This is a genomic window from Pseudomonas sp. MYb2, assembly GCF_002979955.1.
In the GTDB taxonomy this organism is placed as follows: domain Bacteria; phylum Pseudomonadota; class Gammaproteobacteria; order Pseudomonadales; family Pseudomonadaceae; genus Aquipseudomonas.
The window spans coordinates 15,365-42,285 of record NZ_PCQC01000017.1 but is presented as its reverse complement, the minus strand read 5'-3'; the positions used below and the strand labels follow the sequence as shown (position 1 = coordinate 42,285).

The window sequence follows — 26,921 nt, the reverse complement described above, 5'->3', positions numbered from 1 at the left end:
CTCGGATCCGCTCAATCACGAGCATCGTCCGGAGTGCGCCATGGAAGTGCCCAACAATAAAACCGCCATCGACAGCAATCGACAGGCGTGGAACGATTCCGCTCGCCATCACCAGGATTCGCCTGATTGGCAGGCCTTGCTCGGCGAAGTCGCGCAGGCGGATTTCTCTTGCCTTGATGAGACCTTGAGCGGGTTGCTGGAGGTCGATGGCAAGGATGTGATTCAACTGGGCTGCAACAACGGCCGCGAGAGTCTCTCCCTGTTTGCGCTCGGTGCCAGAAGCGTGGTCGGTGTCGATCAGTCGTCGGCGTTTCTCGAACAGGCGCGTGAGCTGAACAAGCGTTCACCGCATAACGCCGAGTTCATCGAAACCGATATTCATCACCTGCCAGCGTCTTTGCAGAACCGGTTTGACGTGGCGCTGATCACCATCGGTGTTCTCAACTGGATGCCGGACATCGGCGAGTTCTTCCGCCACGTCGCCTCGACGCTGAAACCGGGTGGCAAACTGGTGATCTACGAAACCCATCCATTTCTGGAGATGGTCGATCCCGACGCAGAGGATCCCTACCGCCTCGCCACTTCGTACTTCCGCGCCGAGCCCTTTGTGCAGGAAGAACCGATTGTCTACGTCGGCAAGGTTGAACAGCAGGCGGCGAAGTCGTATTGGTTTGTGCATACGCTGGGGGCGATTTTCAGCGGTGCCATTGCGGCAGGGCTGAACATTGCGCACTTCCGGGAGTACGCGCATTCGAATCGGGAAGAGGTGTATGACCAGTATCTGAATCGGGATGCGCAGATGCCGATGTGCTTTACCCTCGTCGCCACCAAGGCCTGATTGATCGGTGCGGCTGCCGGCCTCTTCGCGAGCAGGCTCGCTCCTACATTTGAAATGCGATCCCGTGTAGGAGTGAGCCTGCTCGCGATGGCGGCATCAAAACCGCCACAAATATCCCGACTGAATCAAGCCTGCGCCGCCACCGTCACTGCCGGTCTTTCCGGCTTGCGCAGCGCCTCCAGCCTTGAATCGCTGTAGTTCGATTCGCGGAAGAAACGCCAGTGCCCGAACAGGTCGTAAACATGCGTGATATGCCCTTGTTCCTGATAGCCCAGGCGAATATGCATCTTCAGGGCCTGTACATTCGCGTTGTCGCAGATATCCACGACTTTTTTAAAGCCTCGGGCAGACATGACTTGCCAAAGTGCGGTCTGTGCATCGACGGTCAAGCTACTGCCGAAATAGTGCCGGGTAATTTCGGCACCGAACTGGAAGTATTCACCGGGCTTGACCGGGAACGTGCAGCGGTAGAAGTGGCGGTCGTAATAGTCGCGAGTGCTGGCCCAGACGAACCCGACGGTGTGATCGTCCTCGTCCATGTACATGTGCCCCGTATGCCCTTCAGCGGCCAGCTCGGCCATGGTCTCCACGCGGTCACCAAAGTACTTGCCGAATGCCTTGGCGTTGTCCTCGGTGATGTCGACTCTGCGCAAACCTTCACAGGGGCGCAGTTTGTTCGCGGCAATCGGCGTGACCAGGTCGCGCTCCATCCACAGCAATTCACGGTGAGCGAACACGTAACGTTTCCACAGCGCGCCAAGGGTGCGGCGCAGACCTTTTTGTTTGATGCGCAGAAGCAGATTTTCGATGACGCTCATGATGCCCTCCGAGGCGCTAGCCCAGGTGTGTTGGATGGTGTTGCCGGTTGAATTTCGGATGTGTTCGCCGCCGTCGAGTTGTCGGCACGCGGTGCGATCCATTTTTGCAGGGCCGGTTTGACGTGGTGCCAAAGGCGTAGTCCCAGGCCCAACAGCAGACCGCTCGGGCGCCATGAGTAGAAACTCCAGCGCCAGTGTTCCAGTTGCCCGGTCATGCGTTCGTGCAGTTGATGGCTGGAGTTTTCCAGGCTGACCCGCGACGCGTCGATCCAGCGCCAGTGCTCATCCAGCCCCCAACGAATCCATTCCTCCAGCAGCACCCGGCCGCTACCGAGGTCGGCGTACTGCGGCAAAAACGCCAGGTTGTAATCGTAGAGCCGGCCCTGTTCGAGCAGGCCGAGGCGATAGCTGATGCAGCGGCCGTTCAGCTCCAGCGTCACGACCCGAACCAGGCCTTGGGCGGCGAGGGCGGTGAAGGCGCTTTGCATCCACTGACGACTGCGTTCGGTGGCGAAAATCCCGACGCCCTCGTCACCTTTCCAGCTGACCGACTCGACTTCCTGCAGCGCTTCTAAAATCGTAGGCATCGACAGCGCATCGGGGGTGATTCGCCGTACTTGCGCACCGCATGCGGCAATCCGTTTGCGCGCCCGACGCAGCTTGTAGCGCGGGTCGCCGGAGATCTCCTGATGATCGGCATCGCTGATCAGATGCACCGGCACCCGGCAACTCAGGCGCCGTTCAGCCGTGGAACTGCGCGCCATCCATTCGGTGAGCGCACTTTCTTCACCGGCAGGTTCCGACAGTTCATTGAGTTGCAGCAGCGCATGGGGCAGATGCTTACGGATCAGCACCAGCGCCTTGTGCATGTCTTCGCTGCCGAGCAACGACAGCAGGGCCAGGCGATCGGCCATTGGATAACCCAAGTGATGCAAAACGCGAAACGGTACGCCAGCGAAGCGTTCGCGGCTGGCCACCAGTGGCAGGCACAGCAGCAATTGCTCGGCTTGCCAGCCGAGCAGAATGTGCAGGCGCTGATCCTCGCCCATGGCCTGCTCTGCCGCGCACAACCAGCCAAGGTTGTTGAACGGCGTGTGGTCAGCTACGCGCAGGCGTAGTGCTTCGTAGGCTGTTGCCGGGAAGTCGGTAGCGCACAGGGAGGTGCGCCATTCGAATCGCATCACCATGGGTTCAGGCCGCCGTTGCTGTGACAGGTGGACGGGAAGTTTTACCCAGCGCCGCCAGACGCGAGCCGCTGTAGCGGGTTTCGCGATAGAAGCGCCAGCGGCCGAACAGCGTGTAGATATTCATGATCCGCTGTTGTTCGGTATAGCCCATGCGCAGGTGCAGCTTGAGCGCCGGGACGTTGCTCGAGTCACAGACATCGACCACTTTGCGGCAGCCTTTCAAGGCCATGGCTTCCCACAGGCGCAGTTGCAGATCTACCGACAATTCGGTGCCCCAGTAGGCACGGGTCAGTTCGCCGCCGAATTCGAAAAACTCGCCGGGTTTAACCGGGAACCGGCAACGGTAGTAATGCCGATCGAAATAGTCGCGTGGCGTGCCCCAGATAAACGCCACGGCATCGCCGTTGTCGTCGATATGCATATGCCCGGTGTGACCGTCACTGGCCAGCTCGGCCATGACGCCGACGCGGTTGCCGAAGTAGCGAGTAAAGGCGCTGGCGTTGCTTTCGGTGATCTTCAGCATGCGCAGTGGCGGGTAGGGTTTGAGGCTGTGTGGCGGCACGGGGCTGACCAGATCGCGCTCCATCCACAGCAGTTCCTGATGGGCAAAAATGTACATTCTGCGGATCTTCGCCAAGGTCGCTCGCAGGCCTTTACGACGGATATGTCCGCAGAGTCTTCGCAATACATCCATGGTCTCTTCTCCTGTTAAGGGTCCCACGCACAGCAAAAGGCTCGCGGGGCAGAACATCGAAGGGCGGTTCATGAAGCGCTCCAGGTCAGGGCAAACAGGGTTTGCCCCGGTAATTCGAAACGTACGCGCCCGTTTTCGCAGGCAAACGGTATGTCGCGGCTGCGATTGTCAGCGCCGAAGAAACGCAGGGCGCTTTGGTTCAGCGGGCACTTGGCACCGCTCAGATCAACGCGTTGCAGACGCGTGCCTTTGTTCACCCCGAGCAGTGCGCGCTGCTCGTCACCGGCCATCGCCAGGACATCCACCTCAAAAGCGTCGTTATCCAGTTGCAGCACTTGCGGCAGCCAATGCCGGGCGATGAATTGCTGGGCAAGGCCCACCGGTTTGAGCTCGAAGCGACCATCGTCGTGTATGCGCACCATGCCCTTGCCGTAGGGCGGTTCGTCGGCCGCCTGAAACCAGTTGAGCATGCTCAGCAGTCCATCCTGAGAAGCGTTGATCACCACCGAGGCCCACCACAGCGCGGTGTAATGGGTTTCCTGATCGTAGGGGCTCAGGGCTGAGCCACTGGACAGATTGGTCTGATCCAGCAGCAACGCTTTACGTGGCTGACCTTTAGCGTCCAGCCCCACCAGGTCTGCTGCGCGGCGCACGCTGTCGCGGTAGACCCGGGTGGCCAGCAAGTCGCGAATCATCCATTCATGCCAGGCCAATGCATCGACCTGATCGGCGGATTCACTAAGTAGACGCCGCGCCCAATCGATGCCGCGCTTGTCCGCTGCGTTTTCGGTGAACGGCCCGTTGACCAGCCGCGAGCTGGCCGGCATTGCGATGCGCACGCCAGCCTTGGCGTTGGCCGGGTCGCTGCGCACCTGCCGCGCCATGCTGTTGAAGATCGCCCGGTATTGTTCGTAACTTGAATAGTTGAGATTAGGCTCGTCGGCGAAACCGATGTAATGCGTGCCTTTGCCACCGAGGGCGCGGGTGCCGGCGAGCCAGGCGTCGAGGCCGCTGTTGCTTTGTGCATCGGCGCGCAGATCGGCCTGACGTCCGGTGCCGGCGAGCAGGGTGATGTCCTGGCGAATGCCGAAGCGATTTTGATAAAGCTGACGGAACGCGTCTTCGAAATGTGGATTCTTCGCGGTGACGTCAACGAAGCTGTAGTAACTCGCTGCCCCCGGCCTCAGTGCATCAAGTAAGGCATGGCTGGCGGGTGGTGGCACGAGGTACGGCAGAGCAATGCCCAGATCCGGCGTGCGGCCGAGAATTTTATCGTGCAGGGTCAAATGCGTTTGCCCCGGATCTTCGCGCAAGGGCTGCAACTGCTGCGGATTTTGTGCAAACAGATTGGCTGTGCCGTCGAGCCAGAATGCCGCTTTGCCAGTGCCTCGCAGACGCAGGCGCCAGACTTGTTCCTGTTGGCTGACCGGTAGGGCGACCTGATCGAACTGCCAATAGGCACGATAGGGTTTCAGTGCCAGCGTCAGCGTTTGCTCATCGCCCACCCGCTGTGCCTGCAAACCGCTGACGCCGCCATGAAACTTGCCGGCCAGCACCGCGTGTTCGCCGGGTGCGACTCTGAAATACAGCTCAGTGGCGTTACGTACTTCCGCGCTGAAATGCACCTTGGCCGGGGCAAACAGCGCCACGGTTTTTTCGTCATGTTCAATCCGATAACTACGAAAACTATAGCCGGGAATTTCCAGTCGACTGCTGGCAGCCCCGGGCAGCAAAGTCCAGCTCTGCGAACCGCGAGTTTCGCTGGCTTTGATCAGCCGTTCGCCCTGTAGCTTGCCCTGACCATCGAGCAGATAAATATGCTCTTCATTGGCCTCGGCCTGCCATGCCGGCACCCATCGCACTGTTACGGTGTCCGGGCGCTCCGCTTGCAGATACAAACTGCCGTCACGGATATCGCCCCACTGCATCGGCGCCGCGAAACCGTTCAGCGTCAGGCCGAGTCCGAACAGCAGGGCCAGGCGTTTCATGCTGTCTTCCGACGTTGCAGCATCAACCACATCGGGGTGATGTCGCTGGGCAGGATGATCAAGGTTTGCCAGAACGGCACGTCGCTCAAGCGGCAATAAAGCACCAGCATCGCCACCGTCACCGCCAGATAGGCGATTGATGAAGCCGCCGCTGCTCCGACAATGCCGTAGGCAGGAATCAACAGCAGATTCAGCGCCAGGTTGAACAGAGCGCCGATGCCCATCAGCAACGACACCGTGCCGGGGCGATCCTTGCCAATCAGATCCAGGCGCAGAATGCTTGCGTAGCACAGGCCCAGCAGCCCCGGCAGCAACGCGAGCAGCGCCGGGTAGGCCGGTTGGTAAGCGACGCCGAACAGGGTGACGATCAACCATTCGCCGATCACTGCCATGGTGATGCAGGCGCCGAGCATCACCGTGGCGGTCAGGCGTAGGGCCAGCGGCGTGACCTTGTCCATGCCTTTGTCCTGTTGCAGCAGTCGCTTCATCAGCGGTGTGGTGACTGCCTCCGGAACGATCAGCAACAGTTCGGCGGCGGCACTGGCCATGGCGTAGTGGCCGAGCGCGGTACTGCCCAGCAGGGCGCCGATAAACAAGTAGTCGGAGCGCAGAATGATCTGTTGAAACAGCAGGTCCGGATGGCTGCGCGCACTGAAGCGCAGCAGCTCGTTCTGGCTCGCACGGTCCCATTGCAGTTGCAGCGGCTGTGCGCGTTTGAGCCACATCCAGCCCACCAGCACCACCAGACTGATGCCGGCCAGCCAACTGATCAGCGCGGCTTCGAGTGCTGCCTCTTTCCACATCCAGAACAGCGCGACAAACAACAGCAGCGGCGCGAGGGATTCGATCAGACGCAGAACATTAAAGGCGACCACGCCGCCCGATGCGTTGTGCAAGGTCAGCAAGCCGCTTTTAAGCACGGTCAACGGCACCGCCAGCAGCAACAGCCACGCCAGCAGACCGAGCTGCATTGTCACATCGAGCTCGCTGCCGAACTCACGGGCCAGCGCGACCACCAGCAAGGTCAGCAGCCCGGCCAGAAGACAGCCGAACACCAACACCTGAGCGAGCAACACGCCCATCGGCCGCTGATTGGCCGCTTGATAACCGACTGCCGAATTCAAACCGCCGCTGGTAGCCGCGCTGATCAGGTCCGGCAGGGTGCTGAGCAGGGCGAACAAACCGCGTTCACTGGGGCCGAGAATCCGCGCCAGCAACACATTGCGCAGCAGGCGTAAGGCAATCATTGCCAGTTTGGTGCCCATGCTCAGGGCCAGATGCTTGAGGTAGCTGCCGCGACTCATGGCCGTGCCCCGCGATAAATGCGCCACGACAACAACGCCGGATTGCACGCGATGCGCTGACTGACGCCGAAGCGCGGCAAGTTCAGCGGGTCGCCTTCGCCGCGATAAATGCCGGTGCCGGTGCCGAGGGCGAACGGATAATCGTGATTGGCGATCTGCTCGCGCACGCGTTCATCGTTGTCGCCGTTGGGGTAGCAATACACCGGCAGTGGGCGATTGCAGCCGTTGTACAAGGCATCGCGGCTGCGGCTGATTTCTTCGTTCAGGCGCTGATCATCAAGGCCGGTGAGGATGGCGTGGCTGGCACCGTGCGGGCCAAAGCGCACCAGACCGGAAGCCTCCAGCGCGCGCACTTGATGCCAGTCCAGCGCTTGCGGCTGTGATTCGGCTGGGCACTCATCGGTGAGTTTTTCCAGTTCCTGCGGGTCAAGCGTCTTCAACCCTTGGAGGAAATGCAGCAGCGCCAGGCTGCGGCGGTCGACATCGATGTCATCGAGCAGTACCGGCAATGGGTGATGCATGAACTGCAGGCACTCGATCAAGTGCATCCGCGCTTTTTCACCGTGGCTGCCCCACAGGGTTTCGCCAAGGCTTTCCCACCAGAAACGCTGACGGCTGCCGATGAAATCGGTGGAGAGGAAAATGCTCGCCGGTACCTGATGCTTCTGCAACAGCGGGAAGGCGTTGACGGCGTTGTCGCGCCAGCCGTCATCAAAGGTCAGCGCCACCCGTGGGCGCTCGCTGCGCAGCGAATTGGGCTGGAGGATTTCCATCAGCGGCACGCAATCGAAATGCCGCCGCAGCCACAGCAGTAAATGCTCGAAGGCCTTGGGCCCGACGCACAGCTCATTGCGGTGCGGGAGGTTGGCGGCACGGTCGTTGGCCAGTACCCGGTGCAGCATCAGAATGACCCCCGCACCGTGCAACTGGTTGCGCCCCACAGACGAGTTGAGATAGAGCCAGCCGCTGGTGCGTTTTAGCAGTTGTTTGATCGCCATGGCATGAGTCCTCTCAACGATTCTGGTCAGGATTCCATTGTGCGTAGCGTTGCCCGCGCAGGAACTGCCACAGGCCGACGCTCATGCCGGCCAGCGTCACCAGCAGGAACGCCGCGAGGCGGAACGGTTTCGGTAAACGGTGTTGCGAATCCAGCAGGCCGGCGATGGCCACCGCGTAGCCGAGCAATTGCGCAACCAGGCTCAGGCGATAGAAACCGTGCTCGTTCCACAGCCAGAAATTGCTCAGCAGCAGCGGCAGCAAGAGAATCGGCGCGAGGCGGCGGATCAGTTTGTGACTGATCAACGCGATGGAATAAAGGCCGTACTTGAACGGATTCAGCAGTGCGCTGCGTTGTGCCAGGCTTTGCAGGCCACCGACGGTAACCCGCTGGCGGCGGCGCCATTGCTTGCCCGCTTCGTCGACGCCCTGGTCGATCACTTGCGCTTGGGGCACGTAAACGATGCGTTTGTGCGCGACCGGCGCGCAGGTACTGATGAAGAAGTCGTCGTTGACCTCGGCCGGTACGTTCTGGAACAGCTCGCGGCGCAAGGCGAGCAGGGCGCCGTCGGCGGAGACCATGCAGCCGGTGCGATTCTCGACCCGGCGCAACCAGCCTTCATAATGCCGATACAGGCTGTCGCCAATACTCAGGCCGCCACCGGTGACCGGGATCACCATGTGCCCGGCGCAGGCACCGACCTGCGGGTCGCTCAACGGCGCGAGCAAATGGCCGAGGGTGTCGCGCGACCATTGGTTATCGGCGTCGGTGAACACCAGAATGTCGCCGCTGCTCACGGCGACGCCGGCATTCAGTGTGGCGGCTTTGCCTTGGCGCGGCAGGTCGAGGACGGTGATGCGCGGATCGATCACTTTGTGCGCGCAGGCCACGGTGTCATCGCTCGAACCGTCGCTGGCGAGAATGATCTGCAGCGTGGCGGGCTGATAATCCTGGGCCAGCAGGGTGCGCAACTTGTGCTCTATGTGCCGCGCCTCATTGTGCGCGGCGATGACGATGCTGACGTTAAGCGGCGGTGCTGGCGCGTGCCGCCAGGCCGGGAACAGCGGCGCCAGCAAGGTCAGCAGCAGCGGATAGCCGATGTAGGCGTACGCCGGCAGCAGCAGGCACAGGCAAAAAATGAATTCAGCCACGGGCGGGCCTCCTGGCGTTCCAATGACACAGACTGAGAACAAGTGCCGCGCTGGGCAGGTGCAGGCGTAACCAGTGCAGACCCCACAGCTGCAAGGTGAGGCGAGCGTTGTGGTGCTTGATACTCTGCCGCACGCTGAGCATCAGACTCGGCAGCAGGGTCAGCACCAGCAGGATCACCGCGAGCTGCGCGAAGCCGGCGAGCAAGGCCACGATCAGTAGAAAATCCGTCATCCAGACCAGCAACGACAGCAGCGGAAAACGCAGCAGGCGCAGGCTCATGCCATGGGTGCGCAGCAACTGCAGGTGGCTGCCCTGGCGCCACAGCTCCTTGCCCATCCACTCGCGCCAGTTCATTTCGTAGCCCCAATGCAGGGCGATGCTGTTACGGGTCGACAGCAGCCGTGCGCCCTGTGTGTTCAGACGCAAGGTGTATTCCTTGTCTTCGCCGGTGCGCAGGGTTTCGTTGAATCCGCCGACGAAGTCAAACCAGCGTTTGCGCATCAACAGGTTGGCGCTGGGCAGCCAGTCCACGGTGCGACTGGCGTGCGCTGATGGACGCAACATGCGTCGTTGCCAGGCGGTCGCGTACCACGGCGCGGCGGCGGGGGTGTGCAGATCCAAGCCAAAAATGTCGCCCTGATTCTGCGCTTCGAGAGCGAACAATTCGTTCAGCCAGTCTTCGGGCATTTCGATGTCGGCATCAATGAACGCCAGCCATTCACCGCTGGCAACCGTTGCGCCACGATTGCGCAAAGCGCCGATCAGCAGGCCGGGCAGCACCAGCACCTGTGCGCCGAATGCGCGGGCGATCTGTGGTCCGTCATCAGTGGAACCGTTGTCGACGACGATCAGTTCACAGTCGATGTCGGCGGCGTTCGCGGCTTTGCGAGCGGCCAGGAGGGTGCGGCCGATGTGCCGTGCCTCGTTGTACATCGGAATGACGATGCTGATCCGGCTCATGCCTTGGTCCCCGTCAGCGGTGCTTGCTCGGCTTTCAGGCGCAGCACCCAGGTCAGCGCAAGCATGATCCACAGGTATTTCAGGTTCGGCGCGCTGAGAAACATCAGAAACAACGTCAACGACAGAAAACTCATTCCCAGATGGGTCATCAGGTCTGCTTGCTGCCATTTGCGGCGTTGCAGCCATTCGCGTCGTGCGCGGATCAGGTTGTAGAAACCCTGCACGAGCATGCCGACAAACAGCAGGCCGGCGGGAATCCCCAATTCGCTGAAAATCTCCAGATAAGTGTTATGCGCCCGACGATACAGATCGCCGATCTTGCGGTTGGCCGAGAACGCCTTGGCATAACCGGTGGTTGCATAGTGCAGCGGGAAGGTCCCGGGGCCCGAGCCGAGCAGCGGATGCTCGCGGATGATCTGGCTGCCGACGACAATGTACGAGGCGCGACGGCCGAGGGATTCGTCCTGAGCCTTGGCCCCGGCGCTCAAGATACTCAGCGACTGGATGCGCGCCAGGTAACCGGCAGGCATCGCATAAATCGCCAATGGCAGCACGATGGCGGCACCGAGCATGGCGAATCCGAAATGCCGGGGACGGATGCGGGTAAGGTGCTGGCGGTAATGCCAGACACCGATCGCCAGACTCAATGCCAATACCACCAGCCCTGAGCGCGACTCCGTTTTGGTCATGCCGCCGAGCAGCAAAAGGCAGCAGCCGGCCCAGAACAAACGGTGCAGCAGGTTCGGGCTGCGAATCACCAGCAACAGGCCCAGCGGCACGGCGAAGGCGATCAGCAGAGCAAAGGCATTCGGGTCTTCGAGCAGGCCGGCAGCGCGGCCCTTGTCCTGGAATCGGCTGGAAAACATCGCCATCGCGCAGGTCGCGCTGACGCTGAGCGTGACCAGCCGGGCGAACATATCGAGGTTCAGCTCGCGGCCGATCAACAAAGTGATCACGAACAGAATCAGGCCCACGCTCAGCTCACGCAGATGACTCTGTGACATGCCCATATTGTCGGTGGCGAGCAGGCTCAGCAGGTACAGCGCCATGAAACCGATCAGGTAGCGCCACAGATTGCTGCGCAGGCGCTGCGATGGAATCTGATGCAATGCCAGTTGCAACGCCAGGATCAGCGCCAGCGAAGCACCGATCAGTTTGCTCCCGGATAACACGCTGTCCTTGAAGAATCCTTCAAACGGCACCAGCGCGGCAATGCCCAGCAGGCCCCAGGCCGGTTTGCGGTACAGCACCGTGAAACCCAGCAGCCCTAACACCGCCCCCGGCGCCAGATACGGATAAGGACTGACCAGCAAAGCCATGCAGACCAGTGCCAGCAGGCTGACGATCGAGAGCGGGAAAATCATGCGCGTGCCTCCCGTGCCGTGTGGATGTACAGCTGCGACCAGCGTTCAGCCAAAGCCTTGAGGTCGTAGCGTTCCTGTTGTGTGCGTCTGGCGTTGTCGCGTAGTTGTGCGGCCAGCTTCGGTTCGGCCAGCAACGTGTCGAGCTGACGGGCGAGGGCGGCGGTATCGGTCGGGGCGGCGAGCAGGCCGTTGTGGCGGTCCTGCAAGACATCGGGAATACCGCCGACCGCGAATGCCACCACCGGCACACCGGCCTGCATCGCTTCAAGCAGAATCATCGGCGTACCCTCGGTGCGCGAGCTGATTACCAGCGCATCGAGTTGCTGCCACCAGCCTTGCATCGCCGTCTGATAGCCCGGCAAGCGAATCCGCTGTTGTAAACCGACCGCGTCGATACGCGCCTGCAAGGCCTCACGTTCCGGACCGTCGCCGAGCATCACGGCGTCCAGTTGCGGATGCTGGTGACACAACGCAATCAGCGCATCGAGAAACAGATCCGGGCCTTTCTCACTGCTCAACCGACCCACGTAACCGACCAGCCAGCGTTGTCTTTCCAGCGCCGGCGGCAGCACTGGCGCCGCTGGCAAACCGTTGGCAATCACCTGCAACTTCTCCGCACGGACGCCAGCCTGACGGTGCAGCACAGCGATGCTTTGCGCTACGCAGACCACCCGCTTCACCGAAGCCGTGCGGCACAGTTGCAGGCTTAGCCAGGTGTAGAACTTCTGCTTGCGACTGCGCGGGGTGAAACCGTGTTGAGTGATCACCAGCGGCAGGCGCAACACAGTGGCGCCGACCCAGCCGAACAGCAGCCCTTTGAAGTTGTGCGTGTTGAGCAACGGCTTGTCACCACGGCGTTGACGCAAGTGCCACAGCAGTCCACCGAGCCCGGCACAGCCGCGAGCGTCCACCCCGGCCTGGCGAAAGCGCTCGATCAGCTCTGGTGGCGCGTCGAGGAACAGCACCTGATGCTGCCCCGGCGTCGCCAGGCAATGATCCAGCAACATCCGCTCGGCGCCGTAGAAGCCGCCGCTGCTGAGCAAATGAATGATCGGCAGGGCGACGCACGGGGTGGACGCCGCGTTCAATTGCGCACCCAGTGAACCAGGCTCGGCACGGTCCAGTTCTTGTGCGGATTGCCCGGCTGCGACGTTTCTTCGTTGAGCACCAACAGCACCGGCAGGCCCAGTTCATGGCTGATTTGCGCCGGATGCTTGAAGCGGTGATCGAAGAACTCACGTACATAGACGAAGGCAATGGCCAGCAGCAGTCCGGTGAGCAGGCCGAACGGAATGATCAACATCGGCTTGGGAAACGCCGCCTCGGTCGGTTCATACGGCGGACTCAGGACACGAGCGTTGGACAAGTCGTTATCCAGCGCGCGTGTCGTGCTGCTTTCGGCAAAGCGTTGCGCATAAGTTGAAAACGCTGCGTGCAATGCGCCGATCTCGGTGTCCATTTGGCGCAGCTTGCTTTGGGTTTGCTGCAATTGATGGATGCGATTCTTGAACTCGGCAATGCGCGCGGTTTTCTGCTCGATGACCTGGCTGACCACCGACAGGTCGATCGTGCGTTCCTGGATGCGGTTGTTGACCACTTTGAGGAACTGCTGGCGTGTGCGGGCAATTTGCTCGCGGGCCAGCAACATCGGTTCGCTGCTGGGCTGAAATATCGCCAGGTCATTCATATAGCGGCTGACCTGAGTGGTCAGCGCCTCGCCCATCTGCCGGATCTCACGGTCTTCGAACGCGATGTTGTCTACCGTCGTGGTGAAGGTGAACGGAAAGGTGTAGTCGTTAAGCTTGTTGGTGTTGGCAGCGGCCAGGCTGGTTTTCAGGTAATCGAGCCAGCGCTGGCTTTGCAGCAAGCGATCGCGATACAGGTTGAGTGCCTGCTCTTCGGTGTTGATCGCGTTGAGGCGAAAGGTGATTTCCTCCTTCGGATCGGACGAACCGACGCTTTCCAGCAGGCTCAGCCGCGCGCCTTCCAGGCCATCGAGGCGGACCTGATATTGATGCTTCTTGGTCTCGTAGAACGAGTGCGGCAGCTCGATCGATTGCAACGCCTGGCGATCGACCAGATAGTTGCGCAACAGCGTGGCAACGAACGTCGTGCCCTGGGCGGGATCCGGGAAGCTGTAGACGATCGAGATGACATTGGAACCCGGCAGGGTTTCGATCTTCAGATTGTCGATGGCCTCCTGGGTCAAGCCATCCAGTGCCGTGTCGCGCACCGGATCGGTTTCCATGCCCAGTGCATCACGCAGCGGATTGATCACGTATTCGCGCAGCGGCGTGCTGACGTAACGCTTGAACGGTTCAGCCAGTTTGCTGAGCATCCCCGGCGGCGGGTTGTACTGACCCTGATCGCGCAGTTCGCTGATGGTCTGACGAATCAGCGCCGGCGAACGGAGGATATTGCTTTCGGTCTCCATATCCGCCAGCGATGGCGGAATGAAGGTGGCGCTGTCCTGGGTCAGCGAGGTCGTCGCATCGCCCTGGGAGAGTTTTTTCGACTGCACGATCACCTGCGCGGTGATATCGAAGCTCTGTTTGAGCAACAGCGGCAGCAACAGCGCGATCACTGCAAAGATCAGGAAGATGCGCTTCACCAGTTGCTTGTTGGCGAAGAAAATCCTGAAGAACTCGTGCAGGTAATTTTCTTTTGGGTTCATGTCGTTCACCTGAGAGTCAGTTGTCACTGCCTTTGTTGTCGACGCGGTAGCCGAAGCTGAACCCCACGCCCTGGAACAGCACCACATCGGCCAGTTGGCGGGCGAGTTCGCCGGCGCTGGCCAGTTTGGTTTTCGGTACGTAGAGCATGTCGTCCGGTTGCAGGTAGGCGATCTGTGGCGCATCGCCCGACAGTGCTTTCTCGACGTCGTAGTTCATGGCCTGCACCTGATTGCCGTTGCGCCGCATGATCACTACCGAATCCAGGCGTGCCTTGACGTTGGTGCCTCGGGCAAGAGTCAGGGCCTCAAGCACCGACACCGGCCGGCGGATCGGGTACGAGCCCGGTTGAGCGACTTCGCCGAGCACGTAGATCTCGTTGCCGGCGGTGGATTTCAGCAGCACATCCACAGTCATCCGTCCCGGCAGTTGTGCGTACTTGCTGTTGAGGAAGGTTTCCAGTTGATTGACGGTCATGCCTTGCAGCGGCACAGCGCCGATTTCCGGAAAACTCGCATAGCCATCGGTGCCGACGGTGATTTCGCGGCTCATGCCGGTGGCCGGGTGGTTCAGCGCACTTTTGAGGTTTTGCTCGTTGCTCAGCGGGCTGAGAATCTGCACCGAGAGCTGATTGCGGTTGGGCTGGAACAGTTGCTTGCGTTGATAGGCGCGCTGGATTTCCTGCCGCGCCTCGTCGCTGGTCAGCCCGGCAATTTTCACCGAGGTGTTGGCGCCCGGCAGTTCGATGCTGCCGTCAGGCAGCACCAGTTGCGTGCCGTTGAGCTGACTGGCAGCGGTGAAGTTCAGGCCGATCTGGTCACCCGACTGCACGCGGTAAGCGTCCGAGCCGCTGGTACTGATGTGGAAAATCACATCCAGCACGTCTTTCGGGCGCAGGGTCTGCTCGACCCTCGGCATGTCGGTGGCTTGCGCATTGGCCGGTGTGGCGGTGAGGATATTCACCGGCATGTTGCGGGTGTCGGAATTGCTGGAGCAGCCTGCAAGCGGCAGCAACAGCAGGACAAGCATTTTGGCGTTCATGGCGTCATCCTTTGCGTTCGCTTACAGGTTTTTGTAAAGCCATTTGGGCATGTAGTACTTGCGCCGGTTGAACACGCTGCCGACCACTTTTGCCCCGGCCTGAGTCAGGCGTTGCACGGCGGCCTGGGCGACTTCCCAGCGGGTGTCTTCGGCGCGTACGACAAGCACCACGCCATCGACTTGCGTGCTGATGACCAGCGTGTCGGCGTCGGAGTACACCGCGTCGCCATCGATCACCACAAAGCGGTACTGGCTGCCCAATTGATCAAGCAACGGGCTCAGCCGCTCGGCGGTCAGGTGCTCCAGGGTGCGGATCGGCCGGCCGTTGGGCAGCACGTGGAACGGCAGGCTTGAGACCTGCACCACGCAGTCCTGCAACAGCGGCGGTTTGTCGGGGTTGAACAGCAAGTCGCGCAGGCCGCGCTCCTTGCTCAGGTTCAACTGCTGGGTGAGATTGCTCGCCGACTGACTGGCATCGACCAGCAGCACTTGGCCGCTACTCATTTGTGCCAGTTGGCCGGCCAGCGCCAGCGCACTGGTGGTGGTGCCTGAGCCGGGGTTGGCGGCGGTCAGGAACAGGATCCGCAGATCAAGATCCAGCACGGTCGAGGTCAGGTTCGATTCGCTGGGGTTGGCAATGCTCAGGCTTTTGTTGGTTGAACCGTCCATTAGCTTGCTCCGTGGCCGCTGAATACTTTGAAGGGGGTTTTCAACAGAATCTTCAGATCAAGCAAAAGGCTCTGCTCGGCGATGTAGCTGAGGTCCAACTCAACGCGCTGGTCGAAGTCGATGTTGCTGCGCCCGGAGATCTGCCACAGGCCGGTCATGCCGGGGTAGATCGCCAGACGCGCGAGGTGATTGTCCTTGTAGCGGTAGGCGTTGAACGAGGTCGGACGCGGGCCGACCAGGCGCATGTCGCCGGTCACTACATTGATCAGGTTGGGCAGTTCATCGAGGCTGGTGCGCCGCAGAAAACCACCGATGCGGGTGATGCGCGGGTCGTGGTCGATCTTGAAATCGATCGCGTCGGCACCGTGCTTGTTGAGGTGACGCAGTGACTCTTTCAACTCTTCGGCGTTGGCCACCATGGTGCGGAATTTGTACATGCCGAATTTGCGCCCGCGATAACCGGTGCGTTTCTGCACGAACATCACCGGGCCTTCGCTGGTGAATTTGATGGTCAGCGCCAGACCGATCAACAGCGGCGAAATCAGCAGCAGAATCAGCAAGGCGCCGAGGCAGGCGACCACGCGATTGGTGCGTGACAGTTGCCATGGCCGACCGCCGTCGCGTCCCGTGAACCAGCCGCGACCCTGGCGATGAATCGCCGCGTCGAGACGCATTCGGTGCTCGGGATCCACGCGCTTGTCGCGGCGCATTTCGAGGATCGGTACACCTTTCTCATGTCCAGTCATGGAGTCCTCCACATGAATTCAGCCGCGAACGGCGCGTGGGCGATAGGCAGTGGGGTAGTAGTCGCGGAACCAGGCGATAAAGCGCCCGAGTCCCTCATCCAGCTCTATCCGGGGCTGAAATCCGGTGGCCTGGGCCAGATCGCTGGCCTCGGCGCAAGTGTTGAGCACGTCGCCCGGTTGCAGCGGCAGCAACTCGACAATGGCGGTCTGACCGAGGTGTTTTTCCAGCAGCGCCAGATAGGTTTTCAGCTCGACCGGGTGCTGCCCACCGATATTGAACAGGCGCCACGGCGCCATGCTGCTGGCCGGGTCGGGCTGCTCGCGATCCCACTGCGGATTGACCTGCGGTGGCTGCTCGATGAGGCGGGCAATGCTTTCGATGATGTCGTCGATATAGGTGAAGTCGCGCTGGTGCTCGCCGTAATTGAACAGCTTCAGCGGCGTGCCTTCGCTGATCGCCCGGGCGAACTGGATCGGCGACATGTCTGGCCGGCCCCACGGCCCGTACACGGTGAAAAAGCGCAGGCCGGTGCAGGGAATGCCGAACAGATGGCTGTAACTGTGCGCCATCAGCTCGTTGGCTTTTTTAGTGGCGGCGTACAGCGACAGCGGATGATTGACGCCGTCCTTCACCGAGTACGGCGTGTGCTGGTTGGCGCCGTAGACCGAACTCGACGAGGCGTATATCAGGTGCTCGACCGGGTGATGCCGGCAGCTCTCGAGAATGTTGAGGAAGCCGTTGAGGTTGCTGTCCAGATAGGCCCGTGGATTGTCCAGCGAGTAACGCACCCCGGCTTGCGCGGCGAGGTGGATCACCACTTGCGGACGTTCGCGGACAAACAGCGCTTCGATGGCCGGGGCATCGGCCAGGTCAACCGTTGCGAGCTGGAAATCGCCGGCCTGCTCACGCACCCACTGCACGCGGTCGTGCTTGAGTTGCGGGTCGTAGTAGCCGTTGAAGTTGTCCAGACCGACTACCGAGTGGCCGTCGCGCAGCAACCGCAACACGCAATGGGCACCAATGAAACCGGCCGCACCGGTGACCAGCACCTTCATGGCCGCAGTCCTTCAGGGGCAATGTGGCGCAGACCGATGCCGCTGTAATGCAGGCCGGCGGCCGCCACTTGTTCAGGGTTGTACAGATTGCGGCCGTCGATGATGACCTTCGAGCGCAGCTTTTCGGCGAGCAACTCGAAATCGACCACGCGGAAGTTTTTCCACTCGGTGCAGATCACCAGCGCATCGGCGTCTTCCAGGGTGTCGTCGCGGGTGGCGCACAGGTGCAGGTCGTTGCGATAACCATAGATGCGCCGGCATTCGGACATGGCTTCCGGGTCGTAGGCCTGCACGCTGGCGCCTTCGGCCCACAGCGCATCCATCAGATAACGGCTAGGCGCTTCGCGCATGTCATCGGTATTCGGTTTGAACGCCAGGCCCCAAATCGCGATGGACTTGCCAGCCAGGCCTTGCGGGAACTGTGCTTTGAGTTTGCTGAACAGGATGTGCCGCTGCAGGTCGTTGACGTCGGTGACACTGCGCAGCAGTTTCAGCGGCATACCGTTGTGTTCGGCGGTGTGCAGCAGCGCGCGCAGATCCTTGGGAAAGCACGATCCACCAAAGCCGCAGCCCGGATAGATGAAGTGGTAACCGATGCGCGGATCAGAGCCGATGCCTTTGCGCACCGCTTCGATGTCGGCACCGAGCAGTTCGGTGAGATTGGCCAACTCGTTCATGAAACTGATGCGGGTGGCGAGCATCGCGTTGGCGGCGTACTTGGTCAGCTCGGCGCTGCGGTTGTCCATGAACATGATTTTTTCGTGGTTGCGGCAGAACGGCGCGTACAACTCGCTCATCTGTTCGCGGGCTGCGTCATCGTGAGTGCCGACGATGATCCGGTCAGGGCGCATGCAGTCGGCGAGGGCGCTGCCTTCCTTGAGGAATTCCGGGTTGGACACTACCCGCACTTGCAGATCAGTCTTGCCGCGACGCAGCAATTCGCTGTTGGCGGTGGCCAACACCTGATCGGCCGTGCCCACTGGCACCGTGGATTTGATGATCAGGGTGCGGTCAGCTTCCATGTACGAAGCAATTTGCCGGGCGACGTTGAGCACGTGGCTGAGGTCGGCGGAGCCATCCTCATCGGCCGGGGTGCCGACGGCGATGAAAATCAGCTCGGCATGCTCGACGGCGTCGCTGGCCTGGGTGCTGAACAGCAGACGGCCGGCCTTGATGTTTTCCTCAAGCGTGCTGGATAAACCTGGCTCGCTAATTGGCGGCACTGCTTGTTGCAGTTGTTTAATTTTGTTGGGGTCAATGTCCACGCATAAAACGCGATGACCGACATCTGCAAGTGCGGCGGCTTGTATAAGTCCGACATAGCCAGTGCCAAATACGCTCACGTCCATCTGCGCACCTCAGTAACACCAAAAGTTAACTACGGAATGAGATAGTTAAAGGGGTATAGCGCAGCGTTTGAAAAGCGTGTCAGCAAAATGACATGTTGCATCTGTATAACACTTGAGCATTTTTTGGCGATTGGCCATCAAGTCATTGCTGCGATTGAATTTGTTGCTTTCGTGCAGATTTGTTCAGATTTCAAATATGCGATAAACGGTCGTAAGCCGCTAATTTAAAGGCTTGTAGCGTCTTGGTTGTGTCAGATTTGAGTCACCGTTTTTTTGACGCTTTCTATAAAAAACAGTCAATTCTTGCGCTTTGATGGCCGGGTGCTAGTGTCAGGTTCTGACTGACAAACCTTTGACTCCCTGCCGTTTTGACCGATCGGTATCGCCATGTTCAGATATGCCAAAGAATTGTTCTTAATTGTTTATTTGTTGATTTATTCCGAATATTACATTGATCGGTTAAATGCTATCGGCTTCGGTTTTGCTGTACTTCTTTTTGGCGCGATGTTTTTGGCGCTTACTTTTGCGTTATATCTAATGGCGTATATAAGGCAAACTCTCATTCGCCACGTGTTCGCATTGGCAATGTTTGTCTCGGCAGTGTTTTTCGATGTTTATACCCGGGTCACGGCGGACTACCTGACCTACAGCGGTTTCGTGTCATTGGTTTACTCCGGCGGTTTCATCCAGGAAGCGGCGTACCAGTACCGGGACGCGCTCTTGCGTGGCGTGCTCAGCGGTTTGCTGTTGCTGTTCGGCATCGGCCTGAAACCCCGCCACGGGCTGGCGATTCCCAACGCTTTGCGTGTGGCGGCGCCACTGTGTGGTGTGCTGCTGCTCAGTGCCGTGCTGTTTTTGCGTGCGGGTGAGGGTGCGCGGGGCCTGCCGATCATGTACACGCCGCTGGCCTATCTGAACCTGTTTGCCTATGAAGCGCTGCACAACACCGTCGGCCCGCGCGAACCAGTGACGCTGACGCGTAACACTCAAGCCGTCGATCACGACATCGTGCTGATCATCGACGAGAGCATCTCCGGCAATTATCTGGACATCAACGCGCCGTTCGGTGTGCACAGCAACCTCAAACAGGCGCGTCCCGGCGTCGATATCTTCAATTACGGCTACGCGGCGTCCATCGCCAATTGCAGCGCAGACACCAACGTAACCCTGCGCTACGGCGGCACCCGCGCCGATTACATGCGCATCAACAGCACGCTGCCGTCGATCTGGCAGTACGCAAAAAAGGCTGGGCTGCGCACCGTGTACATCGACGCCCAGCGCACCGCCGGCAATCTGCAGAACCTGATGACCGAAACCGAGAAAAAGGACATCGACGAGTTTGTGCAATTTGACCAGACCAGCGTGCGCGATCGCGACATGGCGGCAGCGGCGAAACTCATCGAATTGCTCAACGACGACAAGTCGGAGCTGGTGGTGATCAACAAGGTTGGCGCGCACTTCCCGGTGCATGACAAATACCCGGATGCGTTCATGGCCTACCGCCCGACCTTGCCGCGCGGGCAGTTCACCGAGGTGGCCGATACCGGCGAACGCAACGGTTTCAATGGTCAGCCAGATGATTGGGTGCTGTATCGCAACGCCTACAAGAACACGGTGTTATGGAATGTCGGCGAGTTTTTCTCGCGGGTTTTCGCTCAGGGCAATCTGAATAACGCGTCGCTGATCTACACCTCCGATCACGGTCAGGATCTGCATGAGCGCGGCAATCCTGGATTGAATACCCATTGCGGCGGCGACCCGGTCGAGGAGGAAGGGCTGGTTCCGCTAGTGGTGATCCAGGGCAGCCAGTTGAAGACGCTGGACTGGTCGGCGCAACTGGCGGCGAACAAGGATCGCTCCAGCCACTACAACATCTTTCCGACGCTGCTGCAGTTGATGGGCTATGACCTGGCGGGGATCGAGGCGGTTTATGGCAAGCCACTGAGTGTCGCGACGGCGGATGAATTTACCTTCAACTACCGCTTCAATGCGCGGCTCGGGGCCAAGCCTGAGTGGAAGCACATTGATCTGGGCAGCATTGTCACGCCGACGCAGGCGCCGGCGAGTGTCGCAGCTGGTCAATAGATTTTGGGTTGGCAGGACTGGCCCCATCGCTGGCAAGCCAGCTCCCACAGCGTTTTAAGGTGAATTCAATATTTGTGAACAACCTCATTCCCTGTGGGAGCTGGCTTGCCAGCGATGAGGCCATTGAGTTCACCGCAAGATTCAGGTCTGTCATCGCCATCCGCTATCCTTGCCCCACACTGACCAATCAGGTGGCGGCATGCTTCGTGTTGAAAATGTCTTCAAAAGCTATCTCACACCGCAAGGCCCATTGCCGGTGCTGCAAGGCATCGACCTGACGCTCGAATCCGGCAGCAGTCTGGCGCTGATGGGCGAATCCGGCAGTGGCAAAAGCACCTTGCTGCACCTGGTGGCCGGTCTCGACAAAGTCGACAGCGGCAGCATCCGCAGCGGCGAGCATCGGCTGGAGGCGATGAACGAGGCGCAACTGGCGAATTGGCGGCGCACAGAAATCGGTCTGGTGTTCCAGCAGTTCAACCTGATCGGCAGTCTGCGTGTGGAGGACAACCTGGCGTTTCAGGCGCGTCTGGCCGGGCGGCATGAGCCGCGTTGGCAGGCGCATCTGGTGCAGCGTCTGGGGCTCGGCGATTTGCTCAAGCGCTATCCCGAGCAACTTTCCGGTGGTCAGCAGCAGCGGGTCGCATTGGGCCGAGCATTGGCGTCGCAGCCGAAATTGCTGTTGGCCGATGAGCCCACCGGTAGCCTCGATGAGGCGACCAGTGATGAAGTGCTGCGCTTGTTGCTGGAATTGCTCGACGACACGCCCACCACGTTGTTGATGGTCACTCACAGTCAGCGGGTTGCGGCGCGATTGGCTCAGCGTGTGGTGCTATCCAAAGGACGGCTGACGTGATGGTTTTTCGTCAGACACTGCGCGCGCTGCTCAGCCATTGGCGACGCCATCCGGTGCAGTTTTTCAGTGTGCTGACCGGGTTGTGGCTTGCGACCAGTTTGCTCACCGGTGTCGAAGCGCTGAACAGTCAGGCCCGTGACAGCTACGCCCGCGCCAGCCAGATGATCGGCGGCGAACCGCAGGCCAGTCTGAGCACACCGAATGGCGCGACGTTCGCGCAACAATGGTTCGTTGATCTGCGCCGACAGGGCTGGCCGGTGTCGCCGCTGTTGCAGGGCCGGTTGCTGCTCAAGGGCTTCGAAAATCAGCGGTTGCAACTCTTGGGCATTGAGCCGGTATCGCTTCCCGCCGATTCGGCGGTGGCCGGGCAGGCGCTGCCCATCGAACGGATCGTCGAGTTTTTCACGCCGCCGGGCAGCACGTGGATTTCTCCGGAAACTCTGCAAGCGCTGGATCTGCGTGAAGGCGACACGCCGCAGACCGTGAATGGGCTGTCGTTGCCACCGTTGCTGGTGCAAAAGGACATGGCGCCGGGCGTTTTGCTGGTGGACATCGGCGTTGCGCAAACACTGCTCGAACAACCTGGGCAACTGTCGCGGCTATTGTTACCCAAGGGTTTCCAAGGTGAACTGCCGGATTCCTTCAAAGGCCAGTTGCAACTCAAAAGCAGCGGCGAAGAAAACAATCTGGCACGCCTGACCGAGAGCTTTCACCTCAATCTGGATGCCTTGGGCTTTCTCTCGTTTCTGGTCGGATTGTTCATCGTCCACGCCGCTATCGGGCTGGCGCTTGAGCAACGGCGCGGTCTGCTGCGTACGTTGCGCGCCTGCGGGGTCAGTGCGCGGATGTTGATTGTTTGCCTGATCGTTGAGCTGGGTGTGCTGGCACTGGTCGGCGGACTATTCGGCGTGATCAGCGGCTATTGGTTGGCCAGTGTCTTGCTGCCGGACGTCGCCGCCAGCCTGCGCGGTTTGTACGGCGCGGAAGTGGCGGGGCAGTTGCGTCTGAGCCCTTGGTGGTGGTTCAGCGGCATCGGCTTGAGTCTGCTCGGCGCCTTGCTCGCTGGGGCCAACAGTCTATTGCGTGCTGCGCGTTTGCCGTTGTTGGCCGTGGCCGATCCGCAAGCCTGGCATCAGCAATATGCGCGTTGGTTGCGGCGCCAGGGTTGGCTGGCAGCGGGGTTGGGATTGATTGCGTTGGCGGCCTTGATCTGGGGCGACAGTCTGGCCAGCGGCTTCGTGTTGATGGCCGGGCTGCTACTCGGCGCGGCGTTGGCGCTGCCGGTGTTGCTCAGTGCGATATTGAGTCAGTTGCTCGGGCGCAGTCGCTCAGTGCTCGGCCAGTGGTTTCTCGCCGATTGCCGTCAGCAATTGCCGGCATTGAGTCTGGCATTGATGGCATTGCTGCTGGCCCTCGCCGCCAATATCGGCGCCGGCAGCATGACGGCCGGTTTTCGCCAGACCTTCGATGACTGGCTCGAACAGCGTCTGAGCGCCGAGCTGTACATCAACCCGACCAACCCGGCGCAGTCCCGGGAAATGTACAGCTGGCTCAAGCAGCAGCCGAACGTCGCGGCAGTGCTGCCCAACTGGCAGGTGTCGGTGACGTTGCAGGGCTGGCCGACGGAGGTGTTCGGCGTGATCGATCATGCACATTATCGCCAGCACTGGCCGTTGCTCGATTCCAGCGGCGGTGATCCGTGGGGGCATCTGGCGACGGATGATGCGGTGATGCTCAGCGAGCAACTCGCCCGACGCCTGAAACTACATGCTGGCGAACACCTGACGATTCCCACGCCGAACGGCTCGTGGTCGCCACGCATCGTCGGCATCTACGCCGATTACGGCAACCCGAAGGGACACGTGATCGCCAACGTCAATCACCTGCTGCGCGGCTGGCCGCAACTGACGCCGAATCGCTTCAACCTGCGCATCGACCCGCAACATATTCCGCCATTGCTGAGCGCATTGCAGGCACGGTTTCAGTTGGAGGATAGCCGCATCGTCGATCAGGCACGGCTCAAAGGCTGGTCGGTTCAGGTGTTCGAACGCACTTTTGCCGCGACGGCAGCGTTGAACAGTCTGACCCTCGCGGTGGCGGGCGTGGCGCTGTTTATCAGCCTGCTGACCCAGAGTCAGAGTCGCCTCGGCCAACTCGCACCGTTGTGGGCGCTGGGCGTGACGCGACGGCAGTTGATGCTGCTCAATCTGGGACAGACGTGGTTGCTGGCGGTGCTGACGCTGGTGTTGGCGTTGCCGCTGGGCATCGCGCTGGCGTGGTGCCTGGATGCGGTGATCAATGTGCAGGCATTTGGCTGGCGGCTGCCATTGCGGGTGTTCCCGTGGCAATTGCTGCAATTGATGGGGCTGGCGTTGTTGGCGACGTTACTGGCTTCGGCATGGCCGCTGTATTCGCTGTATCGCACGCAACCGGCTGATCTGCTGAGGACGTTTGCCCATGAGGATTAAGCTCGTTGTGCTGATGGTTTTGTTGCTGCTCGGTGGTTGCGATCAATCGGTGCCGGAGCAGAAAGGCTTCGCCGGGATGGGCGATCAGGCGTTGGCGTTTACGCCGGTGGTGCCGGGGCGCGTGTTCGGTTTTCCGGCGGATCACGGCGCGCACGATGGCTTTCGCATCGAGTGGTGGTACATCACCGCCAACCTGAAGGACGCGCAGGGCAACGAGTTCGGCGTGCAATGGACCTTGTTTCGCAGTGCATTGAAACCAGTGGCAGAGCAGGCCGGCTGGGCCAATCAGACGATCTGGTTGGGGCATGCGGCGGTGACGTCCAGCACGGTGCATCACGCTGCCGAACGTTATGCGCGAGGCGGGGTAGGGCAAGCGGGTGTGCAACTGGCACCGTTCGAGGCGTGGATCGACGATTGGCGGTTTGCCAGTCAGGCGCAGGATCCGTTGCGCGATCTGCAGCTCAGCGCACGCGACAAGGATTTCGCCTATCAACTGCACCTCACTTCCAGCCGCCCATTGGTGTTGCAGGGGGACAAGGGTTTCAGCCAGAAATCCGAAGAAGGTCAGGCTTCATATTACTACAGTCAGCCGTTTTTCCAGGCCAGCGGAACATTGCAGATCGACGGCCAGAGCTACACCGTCAGCGGCCCCGCGTGGCTCGATCGCGAATGGAGCAGCCAGCCGCTGACCGCCAATCAAACCGGTTGGGACTGGTTTTCCCTGCACCTGGACAGCGGCGAACACGTGATGCTCTATCGCATGCGTCAGAAGGACGGCGCGCCGTATCTCACCGGCACGTGGATAGCCGCCGATGGCCAGACGCAAACCTTGCGCAGTTCGCAGATCCGGCTCACCCCGCAAGACACCGCCAACGTCGCCGGCCGGGCGATGCCGGTGAAATGGTCGATCAGCATCCCCGACAAACACCTCGACATCAGCCTCGACGCGCTCAACCCCAATGCGTGGATGAACCTGCGCATCCCGTATTGGGAGGGCCCGGTGCACATCAGCGGCAGTCATCCCGGCCAGGGCTATCTGGAAATGACCGGGTACTGAAAGGTACCCACGAATCCCCGTAGGAGCTGCCGAAGGCTGCGATCTTTTGATCTTGTTTTTTAAAAGCAAAATCAAAAGATCGCAGCCTTCGGCAGCTCCTACAATGGATCGGTTTGAACTTGGGTTGGTGTGTTGTCCTCTACAGAAAAATCTGCCGAGGATTAGCCATGAGCGACGACCTGAAACCCCCAGACCTGAATTCCTGGCAGCGCCTGTTCGACGACCAGACCTACTGGCAGCAATCCCCCGACGCACATTACTTCGATCTGCAACGCATCGCCGACGACCTGCTCGGCCAAGGCGCCATCGACCTTGAGCAATGGCAGATCCTGCGCGCCAAGGCCGACGACCTGCACAAGGATTCCCCCGCCATCAACGTCGCCCGTGAACTCGACGACCCCGAAGCCTGAGGACAACCCGATGAAACCGATCACCCAAGGCGAACACCCCGACGAACCCCGCCCACCGGGCGAAACCGAACGCGACAACGACGCCCTGCGGCCCACCGACCCGAAACAGCGTGAAAACAGCGGCAAAGGCACGCCCAGCGGCGAATCCACCGCGCAGGACACCGCAAAACAACAGAGCTCCTCGACACAAACCAAAGCCAAGCCCTGAACAGCGTCTATGCTCAGTGGCACGTTCGTCGCCGAAGCCAATTCGGCGCCGGGCGCTGCCATTCATCACAGGGAAAGTATTGCTTATGAAGCTCAACGCACTGGCCAAGGCCATCACCCTCGCAACCGTACTGTCCGCCACCAGCTTCGGCGCCCTGGCTGCCGATATTCCGCTGTCTGCCACTGTTGAAGCAGATCAGGTCACCACCAAAGTGATCTCCGTCGATGCCGCTAACCATCAGGTTGTGCTCGAAGGCGCCGAAGGCAAGCCGGTTCATGTTCAGCTCAGCGACAAGGCGAAAAACCTCGCCAATCTCAAGGCCGGCGATCAGGTCAACATCGAAGTGCAGCGTTCCGTCGCCGCCTACCTCGACACCGATGTGGATAAAGGTCTGCCTGGCACCACCGAACGTACCGGTGAGCTGCGTAAGGCCCCGGGCAGTGATAACCCCGGTGGTGAAGCGTACCGTCAGGTTCAGGTGCAATTGAAAATCACCAAAATTGATTTGAAGACAAATCAGGTGACCCTGCAAAACCCGGCGGGCGTATCGAAAGTCCTCGACGTGAAAAAGCCTGAAATTCAAGCCAAACTGAAAGATTTGAAAGAAGGGCAGAGCGTCATCGTCACTTACACCGATATCTTAAAAGTGACCAGTCAACACGAAAGTTGAGCATTAACTCTACAGAGTGATTGTTCTTGTACAGGTTTAGGTATGAGAACAATCATATAAAAGTGTGTTGTCGGAAGTTTCTCGGTAAATATCGGCGATACACACTTTTTAACTTTCTAGTACATAAATTTCATCTTTATCAATGACGACATAAGCGCCAACTTCTATTAAAATCCCCTCCGTTCGCCCAGTGTCAGGGCTCTTTACCGGTGCATGGATTGCCAGGCCATTACACTGGGCGAACACCTTCAGAAAGTGGTTGTATACAAATTCTGCAAACAAAAAGGGCGACTCTAGAGTCGCCCTTTTTGTTTGTGCCGATTTTAAGCATCCCG

The 26,921-nt window shown here is 60.1% G+C and carries 24 protein-coding genes; 8 read left to right on the top strand and 16 right to left on the bottom strand.

Features of this window, described 5'->3' with window-relative positions; translation table 11 throughout:
- Positions 1-40: 40 nt before the first annotated feature.
- Positions 41-838: a class I SAM-dependent methyltransferase gene (locus CQ009_RS23245; protein ID WP_105708829.1), complete on the top strand. Its 798-nt coding sequence runs from the start codon at positions 41-43 to the stop codon at positions 836-838.
- 125 nt (positions 839-963) lie between these two features.
- On the opposite strand, the gene CQ009_RS23240 is transcribed toward CQ009_RS23245, so the two are convergent.
- The 16 genes from CQ009_RS23240 to CQ009_RS23165 all read right to left on the bottom strand — a co-directional run bounded on the left by CQ009_RS23240 (position 964) and on the right by CQ009_RS23165 (position 18,835).
- The gene (locus tag CQ009_RS23240) at positions 964-1,656 is read right to left on the bottom strand and encodes an N-acetyltransferase (RefSeq protein WP_105708828.1); all 693 of its coding nucleotides are present in this window, start codon (positions 1,654-1,656) and stop codon (positions 964-966) included.
- On the bottom strand, positions 1,653-2,843 hold the full coding sequence (locus tag CQ009_RS23235) for a GNAT family N-acetyltransferase (protein WP_105708827.1): 1,191 nt from the start codon (positions 2,841-2,843) through the stop codon (positions 1,653-1,655). Before CQ009_RS23235 ends, CQ009_RS23240 begins: the two co-directional genes overlap by 4 nt.
- A 4-nt stretch (positions 2,844-2,847) precedes the next feature.
- Positions 2,848-3,537 (bottom strand): GNAT family N-acetyltransferase, encoded by a 690-nt coding sequence (locus CQ009_RS23230; RefSeq protein ID WP_105708826.1) that lies wholly within the window; start codon positions 3,535-3,537, stop codon positions 2,848-2,850.
- 68 nt (positions 3,538-3,605) lie between these two features.
- Positions 3,606-5,525, bottom strand: a complete 1,920-nt coding sequence (locus CQ009_RS23225; protein WP_105708825.1) for a hypothetical protein — start codon at positions 5,523-5,525, stop codon at positions 3,606-3,608.
- On the bottom strand, positions 5,522-6,829 hold the full coding sequence (locus tag CQ009_RS23220; RefSeq protein ID WP_105708824.1) for an oligosaccharide flippase family protein: 1,308 nt from the start codon (positions 6,827-6,829) through the stop codon (positions 5,522-5,524). The genes CQ009_RS23225 and CQ009_RS23220 overlap by 4 nt, the downstream gene beginning before the upstream one ends.
- Positions 6,826-7,827, bottom strand: coding sequence for a polysaccharide deacetylase family protein (locus tag CQ009_RS23215; protein ID WP_038369605.1), 1,002 nt, complete (start codon positions 7,825-7,827; stop codon positions 6,826-6,828). The genes CQ009_RS23220 and CQ009_RS23215 overlap by 4 nt, the downstream gene beginning before the upstream one ends.
- A gap of 13 nt (positions 7,828-7,840) precedes the next feature.
- On the bottom strand, positions 7,841-8,977 hold the full coding sequence (locus tag CQ009_RS23210) for a glycosyltransferase (protein ID WP_064392926.1): 1,137 nt from the start codon (positions 8,975-8,977) through the stop codon (positions 7,841-7,843).
- Positions 8,970-9,938, bottom strand: a complete 969-nt coding sequence (locus tag CQ009_RS23205; RefSeq protein WP_105708823.1) for a glycosyltransferase — start codon at positions 9,936-9,938, stop codon at positions 8,970-8,972. The genes CQ009_RS23210 and CQ009_RS23205 overlap by 8 nt, the downstream gene beginning before the upstream one ends.
- The gene (locus tag CQ009_RS23200) at positions 9,935-11,302 is read right to left on the bottom strand and encodes an O-antigen ligase (protein ID WP_105708822.1); all 1,368 of its coding nucleotides are present in this window, start codon (positions 11,300-11,302) and stop codon (positions 9,935-9,937) included. The genes CQ009_RS23205 and CQ009_RS23200 overlap by 4 nt, the downstream gene beginning before the upstream one ends.
- Positions 11,299-12,390 carry a glycosyltransferase family 4 protein gene (locus CQ009_RS23195; protein WP_105708821.1) on the bottom strand — a complete coding sequence of 364 codons (1,092 nt, stop codon included), beginning with the start codon at positions 12,388-12,390 and terminating at the stop codon, positions 11,299-11,301. Before CQ009_RS23195 ends, CQ009_RS23200 begins: the two co-directional genes overlap by 4 nt.
- Entirely contained in the window at positions 12,387-13,976 is a 1,590-nt protein-coding gene (locus tag CQ009_RS23190; protein WP_105708820.1) for a Wzz/FepE/Etk N-terminal domain-containing protein, read from the bottom strand. The genes CQ009_RS23195 and CQ009_RS23190 overlap by 4 nt, the downstream gene beginning before the upstream one ends.
- A 16-nt stretch (positions 13,977-13,992) precedes the next feature.
- The gene (locus CQ009_RS23185; RefSeq protein ID WP_105708819.1) at positions 13,993-15,015 is read right to left on the bottom strand and encodes a polysaccharide biosynthesis/export family protein; all 1,023 of its coding nucleotides are present in this window, start codon (positions 15,013-15,015) and stop codon (positions 13,993-13,995) included.
- 21 nt (positions 15,016-15,036) lie between these two features.
- On the bottom strand, positions 15,037-15,684 hold the full coding sequence (locus CQ009_RS23180; RefSeq protein WP_105708818.1) for a CpsD/CapB family tyrosine-protein kinase: 648 nt from the start codon (positions 15,682-15,684) through the stop codon (positions 15,037-15,039).
- On the bottom strand, positions 15,684-16,430 hold the full coding sequence (locus tag CQ009_RS23175) for a sugar transferase (protein WP_064392919.1): 747 nt from the start codon (positions 16,428-16,430) through the stop codon (positions 15,684-15,686). The genes CQ009_RS23180 and CQ009_RS23175 overlap by 1 nt, the downstream gene beginning before the upstream one ends.
- Positions 16,431-16,448: 18 nt before the next feature.
- On the bottom strand, positions 16,449-17,486 hold the full coding sequence (locus CQ009_RS23170; RefSeq protein ID WP_064392918.1) for an NAD-dependent epimerase: 1,038 nt from the start codon (positions 17,484-17,486) through the stop codon (positions 16,449-16,451).
- Positions 17,483-18,835: a UDP-glucose/GDP-mannose dehydrogenase family protein gene (locus CQ009_RS23165; protein ID WP_064392917.1), complete on the bottom strand. Its 1,353-nt coding sequence runs from the start codon at positions 18,833-18,835 to the stop codon at positions 17,483-17,485. The genes CQ009_RS23170 and CQ009_RS23165 overlap by 4 nt, the downstream gene beginning before the upstream one ends.
- Before the next feature lie 387 nt (positions 18,836-19,222).
- Here CQ009_RS23165 and CQ009_RS23160 point away from each other — a divergent pair, with 387 nt between their 5' ends.
- From CQ009_RS23160 to CQ009_RS23125, 7 genes are all read left to right on the top strand, one after another.
- Positions 19,223-20,920 carry a sulfatase-like hydrolase/transferase gene (locus CQ009_RS23160; protein ID WP_105708817.1) on the top strand — a complete coding sequence of 566 codons (1,698 nt, stop codon included), beginning with the start codon at positions 19,223-19,225 and terminating at the stop codon, positions 20,918-20,920.
- 199 nt (positions 20,921-21,119) lie between these two features.
- Complete coding sequence (locus CQ009_RS23155) at positions 21,120-21,773, top strand: ABC transporter ATP-binding protein (RefSeq protein WP_105708816.1); 654 nt, start codon at positions 21,120-21,122, stop codon at positions 21,771-21,773.
- A complete protein-coding gene (locus tag CQ009_RS23150) occupies positions 21,770-24,241 on the top strand; it encodes an FtsX-like permease family protein (protein WP_105708815.1) in 2,472 nt (823 codons plus the stop codon). Before CQ009_RS23155 ends, CQ009_RS23150 begins: the two co-directional genes overlap by 4 nt.
- Positions 24,231-25,298, top strand: a complete 1,068-nt coding sequence (locus CQ009_RS23145; RefSeq protein ID WP_105708814.1) for a lipocalin-like domain-containing protein — start codon at positions 24,231-24,233, stop codon at positions 25,296-25,298. The genes CQ009_RS23150 and CQ009_RS23145 overlap by 11 nt, the downstream gene beginning before the upstream one ends.
- A 167-nt stretch (positions 25,299-25,465) precedes the next feature.
- Complete coding sequence (locus CQ009_RS23135; RefSeq protein WP_064392912.1) at positions 25,466-25,708, top strand: hypothetical protein; 243 nt, start codon at positions 25,466-25,468, stop codon at positions 25,706-25,708.
- A gap of 10 nt (positions 25,709-25,718) precedes the next feature.
- On the top strand, positions 25,719-25,916 hold the full coding sequence (locus CQ009_RS23130; protein WP_105708813.1) for a hypothetical protein: 198 nt from the start codon (positions 25,719-25,721) through the stop codon (positions 25,914-25,916).
- An 85-nt stretch (positions 25,917-26,001) separates the two neighbouring features.
- Positions 26,002-26,586 carry a hypothetical protein gene (locus CQ009_RS23125; protein WP_064392910.1) on the top strand — a complete coding sequence of 195 codons (585 nt, stop codon included), beginning with the start codon at positions 26,002-26,004 and terminating at the stop codon, positions 26,584-26,586.
- Positions 26,587-26,921 lie beyond the last annotated feature (335 nt).